This is a genomic window from Klebsiella sp. MS 92-3 (assembly GCF_000195655.1).
Classification (GTDB): domain Bacteria; phylum Pseudomonadota; class Gammaproteobacteria; order Enterobacterales; family Enterobacteriaceae; genus Klebsiella; species Klebsiella pneumoniae.
This window is the reverse complement of the sequence record NZ_GL882770.1, coordinates 176011-188162: the sequence shown is the minus strand read 5'-3', so window position 1 is coordinate 188162 and position 12152 is coordinate 176011. Positions and strand designations below refer to the sequence as shown.

At 57.2% G+C, this 12152-nt stretch carries 10 protein-coding genes and 1 pseudogene; 7 read left to right on the top strand and 4 right to left on the bottom strand.

Going from position 1 to position 12152, the window contains the following annotated elements; genetic code table 11:
* The 3 genes and pseudogenes from prc to HMPREF9538_RS19675 all read right to left on the bottom strand — a co-directional run.
* On the bottom strand, positions 1 to 2021 hold a 2021-nt coding region (gene prc / locus HMPREF9538_RS19665), incomplete at its 3' end, for a carboxy terminal-processing peptidase (protein ID WP_009484459.1).
* A 19-nt stretch (positions 2022 to 2040) separates the two neighbouring features.
* Positions 2041 to 2718 carry an RNA chaperone ProQ gene (gene proQ / locus HMPREF9538_RS19670; RefSeq protein WP_002911385.1) on the bottom strand — a complete coding sequence of 226 codons (678 nt, stop codon included), beginning with the start codon at positions 2716 to 2718 and terminating at the stop codon, positions 2041 to 2043.
* A gap of 81 nt (positions 2719 to 2799) precedes the next feature.
* Positions 2800 to 3313: pseudogene (locus HMPREF9538_RS19675) on the bottom strand (GAF domain-containing protein).
* A 132-nt stretch (positions 3314 to 3445) separates the two neighbouring features.
* On the opposite strand from HMPREF9538_RS19675, the gene yebS reads away from it, so the two are divergent.
* The 5 genes from yebS to HMPREF9538_RS19700 all read left to right on the top strand — a co-directional run bounded on the left by yebS (position 3446) and on the right by HMPREF9538_RS19700 (position 9532).
* The gene (gene yebS, locus HMPREF9538_RS19680) at positions 3446 to 4729 is read left to right on the top strand and encodes a membrane integrity lipid transport subunit YebS (protein WP_002911387.1); all 1284 of its coding nucleotides are present in this window, start codon (positions 3446 to 3448) and stop codon (positions 4727 to 4729) included.
* Positions 4698 to 7331, top strand: coding sequence for a PqiB family protein (locus HMPREF9538_RS19685; protein ID WP_009484458.1), 2634 nt, complete (start codon positions 4698 to 4700; stop codon positions 7329 to 7331). The genes yebS and HMPREF9538_RS19685 overlap by 32 nt, the downstream gene beginning before the upstream one ends.
* A gap of 123 nt (positions 7332 to 7454) precedes the next feature.
* Positions 7455 to 8888, top strand: coding sequence for a 16S rRNA (cytosine(1407)-C(5))-methyltransferase RsmF (rsmF, locus tag HMPREF9538_RS19690; protein WP_004148845.1), 1434 nt, complete (start codon positions 7455 to 7457; stop codon positions 8886 to 8888).
* 115 nt (positions 8889 to 9003) lie between these two features.
* Complete coding sequence (locus HMPREF9538_RS19695) at positions 9004 to 9243, top strand: YebV family protein (RefSeq protein WP_002911393.1); 240 nt, start codon at positions 9004 to 9006, stop codon at positions 9241 to 9243.
* 97 nt (positions 9244 to 9340) lie between these two features.
* The gene (locus HMPREF9538_RS19700; protein WP_002911395.1) at positions 9341 to 9532 is read left to right on the top strand and encodes a YebW family protein; all 192 of its coding nucleotides are present in this window, start codon (positions 9341 to 9343) and stop codon (positions 9530 to 9532) included.
* Here the strand turns inward: HMPREF9538_RS19700 and pphA are convergent.
* A complete protein-coding gene (pphA, locus tag HMPREF9538_RS19705; RefSeq protein WP_009484457.1) occupies positions 9529 to 10182 on the bottom strand; it encodes a protein-serine/threonine phosphatase in 654 nt (217 codons plus the stop codon). The two genes, HMPREF9538_RS19700 and pphA, sit on opposite strands and share 4 nt — an antisense overlap.
* A 156-nt stretch (positions 10183 to 10338) precedes the next feature.
* Here pphA and HMPREF9538_RS19710 point away from each other — a divergent pair, with 156 nt between their 5' ends.
* Both HMPREF9538_RS19710 and HMPREF9538_RS31455 read left to right on the top strand, forming a co-directional pair.
* Positions 10339 to 11307 (top strand): VirK/YbjX family protein, encoded by a 969-nt coding sequence (locus HMPREF9538_RS19710; protein ID WP_014907334.1) that lies wholly within the window; start codon positions 10339 to 10341, stop codon positions 11305 to 11307.
* Positions 11308 to 11411: 104 nt separating this feature from the next.
* Complete coding sequence (locus HMPREF9538_RS31455; RefSeq protein ID WP_002911398.1) at positions 11412 to 11555, top strand: Ecr family regulatory small membrane protein; 144 nt, start codon at positions 11412 to 11414, stop codon at positions 11553 to 11555.
* Positions 11556 to 12152: the final 597 nt, after the last annotated feature.

Here is a 12152-nt window from a genome sequence, read left to right as displayed (position 1 = left end):
GGGCGCGCTTTTTCCAGATGCGCCAGGTCTACCGCGATATGGACCGTTTCATCAAGATACGGATCCGGCTCCTGGTAATCCTTCGGCAGATCGTCCAGTTTTTTCAGCGGCGGCTTGCCTTCGCGTTTCAGGCGATCGTTAATCCGCGCCAGACGAATCGCATCATCTTCTTCGTTCTCTTTCTCACGCTGGGCGTAGTTCAGAGAGACGATGTTACGTTTGTCCTTCATCGCGTTATAACGGGCAATATCCTTCATGATGTACTGGAATTCAGGATCCTGCGCAATACGCTCGTCGTGGCGCTTGAGCAGCTCCGGTCCAAACGGGGTCAGATCCCCGGACTTCACATAGGTGGCCGCGTTGATGCTATCCCACGGCAGCGCGTTGTCTTCATACTGCTCGCCGGTTTCGCGATCTTCATTGCCGGTTGGCATCATGATATCCGGCGTCACGCTTTTGCGCTGCGTACTGCCGCCGTTAATACGATAGAACTTCTGGATGGTGTACTGGACGGAACCCAACGCCGGCCACTCCGGACGCAGCATTTGATCGTAAATACGATTCAACGAGCGATACTGCTGTACCGTCCCTTTACCGAAGGTCGGTTCGCCAACGATCAGCGCGCGGCCATAGTCCTGCATCGCTGCGGCGAAGATCTCAGACGCCGAGGCGCTAAAGCGGTCAACCAGCACCACCAGCGGCCCTTTGTAATAAACCACGCCATCGTTGTCGCTGTCTTCGCGCACTTTGCCATTATTATCCCGCACCTGCACCACCGGACCGGACGGAATAAACAGACCCGAGAGCGATACCGCCTCTGTCAGCGCTCCGCCGCCGTTGCTGCGCAGGTCAATGATGATGCTGCTGACGTTCTGTTTTTCCAGCTTCTGCAGCTGCACTTTCACGTCATCGGTCAGGCCAACGTAAAAGCCTGGAATATCCAGCACGCCGACTTTTTCTTTCCCGACGGTTTTCACCGACATCTTCACCGCACGGTCTTCCAGACGAATGCGCTCGCGGGTCAGCGTTACAATACGCGTCTTGGCTCCTTTACCGGCCGGCAGGATTTCAAGACGAACCTTGCTGCCCTTCGGCCCTTTAATCAGCGCCACGACGTCATCCAGACGCCAGCCGATGACATCAACCATCGACTTCCCGGTCTGGCCAACGCCAACGATGCGATCGCCGACGCTGATCGCTTTGCTTTTCGCGGCTGGACCGCCAGCCACCAGCGAATTAATGACGGTATAGTCATCATCCATCTGCAGCACGGCGCCGATCCCCTCGAGTGAGAGGCTCATTTCGGTGTTGAACTGCTCGGTATTACGCGGCGACAGATAATTTGTGTGCGGATCGATTTCGCGAGCGAAGGCGGTCATCGCCAGCGAGAAGACATCTTCGCTGTTGGTTTGCGCCAGGCGACGGATAGCAAACTTATAGCGACGGGTTAAGGTGTCGCGGATCTCTTTATCGTCTTTACCCGCCAGCTTCAGGCTTAACTGGTCAAACTTAACCTTAGCGTCCCACAGCTTGTTCAGCTCGGCCTCGTCTTTTGGCCACGGCGCTTTGGAGCGGTCAAGGTTGAAATTATCATTGCCGGTAAAGTCCATCGGACGTTCAAGCACCTTCAGCGCATACTGATAGCGCTCGAAGCGGCGCTGCTGCCCCAGGTTGTAGAGGTCGTAAAAGACGTCCAGTTTCCCGCTGCGCAGCTCATCGCCAATTTGGTCTTTTTTAGCCGCAAACTTCGCCACATCGCTGGCCAGCAGCACATTGTGGCTGTAGTCCAGCAGGTTCAGGTAACGGTCAAAAATCTTTGCCGAGAAGGCGTTGTCGAGATCAAACTGACGGTAATGAGAGCGGGTAAAGCGCGACGTCACGCGCTCGCTTACCGTCGCGTGCTGCGGCTCTTCTTTCAGCACGGGGATTTGATCTGCGCGGGTTATGTCATCAACAGCGAATGCATGGCCTGCTATTGCCAGCAGGCCCGCAAGCGCGGTGATTTTAAAAAATGTGTTCATGCCTGGCCCGGCCTCCGTTTCAGAACACCAGGTGTTCTGCGCGTACAATCATTGACATACCAGAAGTCAGCTGTACACGAACGCCATCTTTGGTGATTTCCAGAACGGTGGCGTCCATGGCGTTATTGCCTGCTTTTACCTTCAGCGCCTGGCCGACGGTCAGAACGGAAACATCCGATACCGGAGTAAGACGCTCTTCACGCGGGGCTTTGGCCGCAACAGGACGCGGTTTACGCTGTTCAGCGCCTTCTTTACGACGCGGCTGCTGAGGACGCGGTTTACGCTCGCGGCGAACGCCTTCATCCTGCTGGCCTGCGGCCGCAGCGGCTTCGCGTTTTTTCGCCTGCTGGGCTGCGCGCTGCGCCTGAACGCGAGCTTTCGCTTCTTCCAGCTGCTGACGCGCATGGGCAATGTGCTGCTCTTCCAGTTCGCCGCACGGATTGCCATCCAGGTCAACGCGAATAGCGCCGGCTTTTACGCCGTACAGATAACGCCAGCTGGACGTGTAGAGACGTAATGCAGCGCGAAGCTGGGTCTTGCTGAGATTCATCTCACCACCCACTCGCTCAACGAGATCCTGAAAAATTCCGATTTTCAGGGGGCGCGCTTCACCTTCAGCGCTAAAGCACTGCGGGAAACGTTCGGCCAGAAAGGCGATAACTTCTTTACTGCTATTCAACTTAGGTTGATTTTCCATGAAATTTCCTGATTACAACGGACGTAGCCAACAAGCCGCAGGCATGAACAGGCGACATTATAATGACGTCCTCGCTAAATGCTACGTTATCCGTTGATTATCCCACGACACGGGTAAAGATTTTTTGATAATCCGTGGCCGCAATGAGTTTTTCCAGATGCTCGACCAGCGTGCGCAACCCCTGCTCATCTTCAGCGGTGAAGCGCCCGTAAGCCGGACTATCGATATCCAGCACGCCGATAATCTGGCCATTCACGCGCAGAGGGAAGACAATTTCCGAATTACTGGCGGCATCGCAGGCAATGTGGCCGTCAAAGGCGTGGACGTCCTCGACGCGCTGGACCTGAGCCTGCGCCACCGCCGCGCCGCATACGCCTCGCCCGACCGGGATCCGCACGCAGGCCAGTTTGCCCTGGAACGGTCCCAACACCAGGGTATCGCCTTCCAGAAGGTAGAAACCGGCCCAGTTGACCTCGCTCAGCCGCTCGAACAGCAGCGCGCTGGTATTGGCGATCATCGCCAGAAAACTGGTTTCACCTGCCATTAATGCCTGGAAATCGCGGTTCAGATCCGCGTAAAATTCTGTTTTGCTCATTATATCTTCACTTTGTTGTCTTACTGCCTGATACGTACAGCCTACTAAAATAAGCATTAAATGCGCTTGGGCTCAAGATGAATTCATTCATAGGTTAAGATAGTGAGATACATTCATTCCTGTACGTAATAAATGCCGATAAAAACACCCACCCTCAAACCTGCGAAAAAGATGGTCGTGCATACCGTCAGCACGCCGCTTCCCTATGCGCATTATCAGCGCTGTACGCAGTGTGACATGCTCTTCCGCTTACCGGTGCTCAAACGCAACCAAAGCGCCTGGTGTCCGCGCTGTAACGCGAAGGTGCGCGATGGCCGCGACTGGTCGCTGACCCGCCTGGGCAGCATGGCCCTCGCGATGCTGTTGCTCATGCCTTTCGCCTGGTCGGAGCCTCTGCTGCGCCTGCATCTGTTGGGCGTACGCATCGACGCCAACGTCCTGCAGGGGATCTGGCAGATGACCGCGCAGGGCGATCCGATTACCGCCGCCATGGTGCTGTTTTGCGCGGTGGTCGCCCCGGTGCTGCTGGTGGTCTCCATCAGCTATCTCTGGCTGGGCAATGTGCTGGGGATGAACCTGCGGCCGGTGCTGCTGATGCTCGGCAAGCTTAAAGAGTGGGTGATGCTGGATATCTATCTGGTGGGCATCGGCGTCGCCTCCATCAAGGTGCAGGATTACGCCTTCCTGCAGCCGGGCATCGGTCTGGTGGCGTTTATCTCCCTGACGTTGTTGAGCATCCTGACGCTTATTCATATGAACGTCGAAGAGCTATGGGAGCGTTTCTATCCCGAGCGTCCGGCGACCCGCGCCGATAATAATCTGCAGGTGTGCACCGGCTGCCATTACACCGGCTATCGCGATGCGCGCGGCCGCTGCCGACGCTGCCACACGCCGCTGCATCATCGCCGACCGCAGAGCCTGCAGCGCAGCTGGGCGGCGCTGATTGCCTCGCTGGTTTTCCTCTTTCCGGCCAACCTGTTGCCAATCTCCATCATCTACGTCAACGGCGCGCGCCAGGACGACACGATCCTCTCGGGGATCATCTCCCTGGCCAGCAGCAATATCGCCATTGCCGGGGTCGTGTTTATCGCCAGTATTTTGGTGCCATTCACCAAAGTTATAGTGTTATTTACCCTGCTGCTCAGCATACAATTCAAGTGCGAGCAGGGATTGCGCACCCGCATCCTGCTGCTGCGGCTAATCACCTGGATTGGCCGTTGGTCGATGCTGGATCTGTTTGTTATCTCACTCACCATGTCGCTAATAAATCGCGATCAGCTCCTCGCCTTCACCATGGGGCCGGCTGCGGTTTACTTTGGCGGCGCGGTAATTTTAACTATTCTTGCAGTTGAATGGCTGGACAGCCGCTTACTTTGGGACGCACATGAGTCAGGAAACGCCCGCTTCGCAGACTGAAGCCAGAATAAAAACCAAACGCCGTATTTCGCCATTCTGGCTGCTGCCGGTCATCGCGTTGCTGATTGCCGCCTGGCTAATCTGGACCAGCTTTGACGACCGCGGATCGACGATTACGATTGATTTCCAGTCCGCGAACGGCATCGTGCCGGGACGGACGCCGATCCGCTACCAGGGGGTTGAAGTCGGCACCGTCCAGGATATTAGCCTCAGTAAAGATCTGAGTAAGATTGAGGTTTCGGCCAGCATCAAACGCGATATGAAAGATGCGCTGCGCAAAGAGACCCAGTTCTGGCTGGTCACGCCGAAAGCCTCTCTGGCCGGCGTATCGGGCCTCGATGCGCTGGTGGGCGGGAACTACATCGGCATGATGCCGGGCAAGGGTGAACCCGAAGATCACTTTGTCGCCCTCGACACCCAACCTAAATACCGCATCAACAACGGCGAGCTAATGATCCACCTGCAGGCGCCGGATCTTGGCTCTCTGAACAGCGGCTCGCTGGTCTACTTCCGAAAAATCCCGGTCGGGCGGGTGTATGACTTTTCCCTGAATGCCAATAATCAGGGGGTGACCATCGATGTGCTAATTGAGCGCCGGTTTACCAATCTGGTGAAAAAAGGCAGCCGCTTCTGGAACGTCTCAGGCGTCAAGGCCGACGTCGGCCTGAGCGGGGCCAAAGTGCAACTGGAGAACCTGTCCGCGCTGGTGAACGGCGCCATCGCCTTTGACTCCCCCGCCGATTCGCATGTCGCCTCGCAAAACGATGAATATCACCTGTATGAAGATCTGGCGCATAGCCAGCGCGGCGTGGTAGTGACCCTCGATCTGCCTGATGGCGATGGACTGAAAGCGGGCTCGACGCCGCTCATGTATCAGGGGCTGGAGGTGGGCCAGTTAAGCAAACTGAATCTAAACCCCGGCGGCAAAGTTACTGGCGAGATGACCGTCGACCCGAGCGTGGTGACGCTGCTGCGGGAGAAAACGCTGATTCAGATGAAGAAGCCGAAGCTCTCCCTCGATAACCCCAGCATTAGCACCCTGCTCACCGGCAATACCTTTGAGCTGGTGCCCGGCGAAGGCGAGCCACGCAATCACTTCTCGGTAATGCCGGCGGATAAAGCGCTGCTGGATGAGCCCAACGTCGCCACCGTTACTCTCTCGGCGCCGGAGAGCTACGGCATCGACGGCGGTCAGCCGCTGGTGCTGCACGGAGTAAAAGTCGGCCAGGTGCTGGAGCGTAAACTGACGGCCAAAGGGGTAACCTTTCAGGTTGCCATTGACCCTGAATACCGCGATCTAATTCACGGCGACAGCAAATTTGTGGTTAACAGTCGTCTGGACGTCAAAGTGGGGCTCGACGGCGTGCAGGTGCTGGGCGCCAGCGCCAGCGAATGGGTGAACGGCGGGATCAGGGTGATCCCGGGCGAAAAAGGCAAAATGCAAAGCAGCTATCCGCTGTACGCTAACCTTGAAAAGGCGCAGGAAAATAGCCTGAGCGAAGTGCCGACCACTACCCTGAGCCTGTCTGCTGAGACGCTGCCTGACGTTCAGGCCGGCTCGGTGGTGCTGTATCGTAAATTCGCCGTCGGCGAGATCATCGCCGTCAAACCGCGCAAGGATGCATTCGATATCGATCTGCATATCAAGCCGGAGTACCGCTACCTGCTGACCAACAACAGCGTCTTCTGGGCGGAAGGCGGTGCGAAGGTCAAGCTTGACGGTAACGGACTCACCGTGCAGGCCTCGCCGCTGGCGCGCGCGATCAAAGGGGCGATCAGTTTCGATAACCTCAATGGCAGCAGCGCCGGAGCACGGCTGAATAACAAACGTATCCTTTATGCATCTGAAACGGCGGCGCGCGCCGTGGGCGGCCAAATCACCCTGCACGCGTACGACGCCGGGAAGATGGCGGCCGGGATGCCGATTCGTTATCTCGGCATCGACATCGGTCAAATCCAGTCGCTGGAGCTAATCACCGCCAAAAACGAAGTGCAGGCGAAAGCGGTGCTCTATCCGGAATACGTCGGCACCTTCGCCCGCGCCGGGACCCGCTTCTCGGTGATCACCCCGCAAATCTCCGCCGCGGGCGTGGAACATCTCGACACCCTGTTCCAGGCCTACATCAACGTTGAGCCCGGCCGCGGCCCGGCACGACGCGATTTTGAGATCCAGGATACGACGATCAGCGATTCGCGTTATATCGACGGCCTGAACATCGTGGTGGAAGCGCCGGAGGCGGGGTCGCTTGGCATCGGTACGCCGGTCCTGTTCCGCGGACTGGAAGTCGGGACGGTTACCGGACTGTCGCTGGGGTCGATGTCTGACCGGGTGATGGTTAAGCTGCGCATCAGTAAGCGCTACCAGTACCTGGTACGTAATAACTCGGTGTTCTGGCTGGCCTCGGGTTACAGCCTCGACTTCGGCCTGATTGGCGGGGTGGTGAAAACCGGTACCTTCAATCAGTTTATCCGCGGCGGGATCGCCTTTGCCACGCCGCCGGGCACGCCGCTGGCGCCGAAGGCCCAGGATGGCAAGCACTTCCTGCTACAGGAGAGCGAGCCGAAAGAGTGGCGGGAGTGGGGCACCGCTCTGCCGCAGTAATGCCCCCTTCTCCCGCCCCGGGCAACGCCGGGCGCGGGGAGAGGGTAAACCGCACGCCCCGGTGTCACACGCCGGGGCGTTTGTGCTAAACTGCGCACCCTTTTTTTCTGTGGTGCGCTGCCCGTGGCTGAAAATACTGTCTATTTCCCTGAAGCGTTTCTCGCTCAAATGCGCGCGGCGATGCCAGCGCATCTCTCTTTCGACGACTTTATCGCCGCCTGTCAGCGCCCGCTACGCCGCAGTATTCGCGTCAATACGCTGAAGATTAGCGTCGATGATTTCCTCTCTCTGGTTGCCCCCTACGGCTGGCAGCTCGCGCCGGTGCCCTGGTGCGCAGAGGGATTCTGGATCGAGCGAGAGGATGACGACGCGCTGCCGCTGGGCAGTACCGCCGAACATCTCAGCGGACTGTTCTATATTCAGGAAGCCAGTTCGATGCTGCCGGTCGCCGCCCTGTTCGCCGATAACCGGCAGCCCGAACGGGTGATGGACGTTGCCGCCGCCCCGGGATCGAAAACCACCCAAATTGCAGCCCGAATGGGCAACGCGGGCGGCATTCTCGCCAATGAATTCTCCGCCAGCCGGGTGAAGGTGCTGCATGCTAACATCAGCCGCTGCGGCATCAGCAACGTCGCTCTGACCCACTTCGACGGCCGGGTTTTTGGCGCGGCCTTGCCCGAAACCTTCGATGCCATCCTGCTTGACGCCCCCTGCTCCGGCGAAGGGGTTGTACGTAAAGACGCCGACGCGCTGAAAAACTGGTCGCCGGAGAGCAACCTCGACATCGCCGCCACTCAGCGCGAGCTTATCGACAGCGCCTTCCATGCTCTGCGCCCTGGCGGGACGCTGGTGTATTCCACCTGCACCCTGAATCGTGAAGAAAATCAATCGGTCATTGAGTGGCTGCTGTCCCGCTATCCGCAGGCGGTGGAGATCCTGCCGCTGGGAGAGTTGTTTCCCGGCGCAGCCGACGCCTTAACCGCGGAAGGTTTTCTGCACGTTTTTCCGCAAATTTACGATTGCGAAGGCTTCTTTGTCGCGAGGTTGCGCAAAACTGCGGCGATCGATCCGCTCCCGGCGCCAGGCTATAAGGTCGGTAAATTCCCGTTTACGCCGCTGAAGGACCGGGAGGCCGCCGCGGTAACTGCCGCCGCCAGGGCTGTTGGCCTGGAGTGGGACGCAGGCCATACGCTGTGGCAGCGGGATAAAGAGCTGTGGCTGTTTCCGCTGGCTTTGGAGCCCCTGTTCGGCAAGGTGCGCTTTTCTCGCATCGGCGTGCGCCTGGCGGAGCTGCACAATAAGGGGTACCGCTGGCAGCATGAGGCGGTTATCGCCTTTGCCGCGCCGCAGCGCGCCTTCGAGCTGTCGCAGGAGGAAGCGGAGGAATGGTATCGCGGGCGCGACGTCTATCCGCAAACCGCGCCTGGGCAGGATGAAACCATTGTGACCTTCCAGGGCGTCCCGCTGGGCCTGGCGAAGCGCGTCGGCTCCCGACTGAAGAACAGCTATCCGCGCGAACTGGTGCGCGATGGAAAACTTTTTGCCGGCAAGGTGTGAGGCCGCGCAAAAAATGCGCACTTTTTGACTGGCGCTTTTCGCCCCATTGACTACGCTGAAAAATAACGGCCATAACTGGTCGTACCACAACTCAGCTGAAAAATGGGGTGAAGCGATGAGTAAAACCAATGTCCGCATCGGCGCGTTCGAAATAGACGATGCCGAACTGCACGGTGAGCATCAGGGTGAGCGAACGTTAAGCATACCCTGCAAATCCGATCCAGACTTATGTATGCAGCTTGACGCCTGGGATGCCGACACCAGCGTGCCCGCGATTCTCAATGGCGAACATTCCGTTCTCTACCGTAAACATTACGACCGCCAGTCCGATGCCTGGGTCATGCGCCTTGCCTGACACCAATGAACCCGTCGCCTGAGACGGGTTATTTATTTCCCCGTCCCGCCGTCATCCCCTACACTAAATAGTATGTGAACCCGAGCATGAGGCCAGGATGTTTGCCTTAGTGTTGTTTATTTGCTATCTGGATGGCGGCTGCGAGGACATTGTGGTTGACGTCTACCGCGAGGAAACGCAGTGCTTAGTGGCGATGGAGGATCAGCGGATCCGCCACGGTGGCTGCTACCCGATAGAAGATTTTATTGATGGCTTCTGGCAACCCGCCAGCGAATACAGCGACTTTTAGCCTGCCGACTGCAGCGCCACCAGCGTCAGCGTCCCACCAAACACAGCGCCCGTATCAATATAGTGTTGATTATCGTGGTCATAACGCGCCTGAAGCGGCGTATGGCCAAACCAGAAATGGTCTGCGCCGCCAATAGCGCCATGGCGCCCCGCCAGGTGTTCACTCAGACGATGGCGGCTCCATAGTACCCGTTGGGGATCCACCGGCTGCTGCCAGCGATAGACCGGCGCCGGGTAATCGGCGTGGGCGATCACATGCCGCGCTTTCCCGCATTCCACTTCAATAATCAACGGTAGCCGCCGACAGTGCGCCAGCAGCCGATCGACGTCGGCCCGCTGCCGCGCATCGCCCTTGACGTACCAGTCGCCACCGTTCATCTGCCAGAGCCGCATATCTCCGCTCTCCAGCGCCTCCAGCGCCATCTGCTCATGATTCCCCCGAACGGTCCTGAACCAGCGACAGCGCAACAGGCCAAGACAATCGGCGCTCTGCGGCCCGCGATCGATCAGATCGCCCACCGAGATCAGCAGATCGGCCCAGGGATCAAAACGCAGCTGACGCAGGCGATTCATCAGCAGCGCAAAGCAGCCATGCAGATCGCCCATCAGCCAGATATTACGCCAGTCGCTGCCGTTAATACGTTGATACATATAATTACCTCTCAGCGGTAATTATAGGTAATTCCAGCAAAGGTCCACGGAATTTAATTTACACCTCAATCAATTTTAAACAGACGGCAAATATAGTCCGCCAGAGGATTAAGCTTGTCAGTGGCTCGCTTTAAAATAGGGGGAAATCACAACGAGGTGTTTATCGTGACAGACAATAGCCTGCATTCATCCGGCGTGCTAGCGCCGCGCTCGCATCTTATTGCCGATCTGGTGATGGGCAGATTGACACCTGCCCCCATCTGGCGGCAAAAAAATTACCGCTTTAAGTTTTTGCTGCGCACGGCCTTATTTTATAACGCCACCAGAGCGATGCTGGAAGCGCTCAGCGCTCGGGATGATTTTAATCAGCTGCTGGCCGCGCAGGCTACGCTGCCGGGCAAAGTACACCGTCAATATCTGACCCGCGATCTCAACGCCTGGCAGCGGGCGGTGGCGGTAATCAACCATTATCGCTATATCGACACCCTACGCGGATCGCGGCTGGCGCACGCTATGACCGCGGTGTCTGAGGTCCCGCTGCTGACGTTAAACGGAAAAGAGGACCGCCGGTTTACTCTTTATGCCTCCTCGGCAGGCAAAGCCGAACGTGAGGGTGAAACCACTCTGTGGCTGCGCGACAGCGACCACACCCTGCTGGCCAGCGCCACCTTCAGCGTAACCCGTGATCACGATGCCTGGCAGCTGGTTATCGGCGGTCTGCAGGGGCCACGACGTCACGTTTCTCATGAGGTGATTAAGCAGGCGACTCGCGCCTGCTACGGCCTGTTTCCGAAGCGCCTGCTGCTGGAGTTTATCTGGCAGCTGGCCGCTCGCAGCCAAATCGCGGCTATTTACGGCGTCAGCGATAACGGTCACGTGTTCCGCGCCCTGCGCTATCGCCTGAGCAAAGGCCGCCATTTCCACGCCAGCTACGACGAGTTCTGGCAGTCTATCGACGGCCACCCGGAAAGCCCATGGCGCTGGCGGCTACCGCTATGTCTGGAAAGAAAATCGCTGGAGAGTATCGCCAGTAAAAAACGGGCTGAATATCGGCGGCGATTCCAGCTGCTGGATCAGCTGACGGAGCAGGTGGCAATATTGACGCAGCGGCATGCCGGTGACTAAATTGCACTGTCGGTGAAGCCGAATTACAACATGGCGTTTGCTTATTATGTCAATATTTCGCTACTATCAGGGTCCCCGAAGGCCACCGGATAGTCGCTTGCATAATGAGTAAAACCGAAATTTTTCTGCTGATTATTCTGGCGGTCATTCTGCTCGGGAGCATATGGTTTATTTTCAGCGATGAAATTTGGCTATTGCTCTGCTATCTGGAAAGCCAGATATACCCTACATTCAGCGTTCCGCAATAATATTTTCCGCCCGCAAAAGTGCTCGTGCTTATTATTTATGCCACCTCGTCAGCCGGCGAGGTGTAATCGCATGAATTGCCAAATCGTTTAGATTTTGCTTATTTTATTTATCATACAAATATGTATACTAGCAGGCTCCCGATGTTGGCCCGCCAGTTAACCTGCACGCCGGGCCTGTTTAGGTGCAGGTTTTTTCTTTTCTCCGCCCTCGTTTACGGTTCCACCGTTGCCACCTCCCCTTCCACAGGATGCGATTTATGTGTAAATGAATTGTGTATGCTAAAAACGGTGTGCTATAACGGGACATCCAGAGGCCAGCGGGTGTTTGACTGACAGGATGTCGCTGGCTCTTGGGAAAGAAGACAGATAAAGATAAAAAGAGACCGAATACGATTCCTGTATTCGGTCCAGGGAAATGGCTCTTGGGAGAGAGCCGTGCGCTAAAAGTTGGCATTAATGCAGGCTAAGTCGCCTTGCACTATAAGAATAGTTTAACGCGTCAGCTTTTCCAGTCCGCGGCCAAAGTGGCTGCATAATTCCTGGAAAGGGGGCCTCTGCCAGCGAAAAAAAAAACACCCCCCCCCCCCCCCCCCCCCC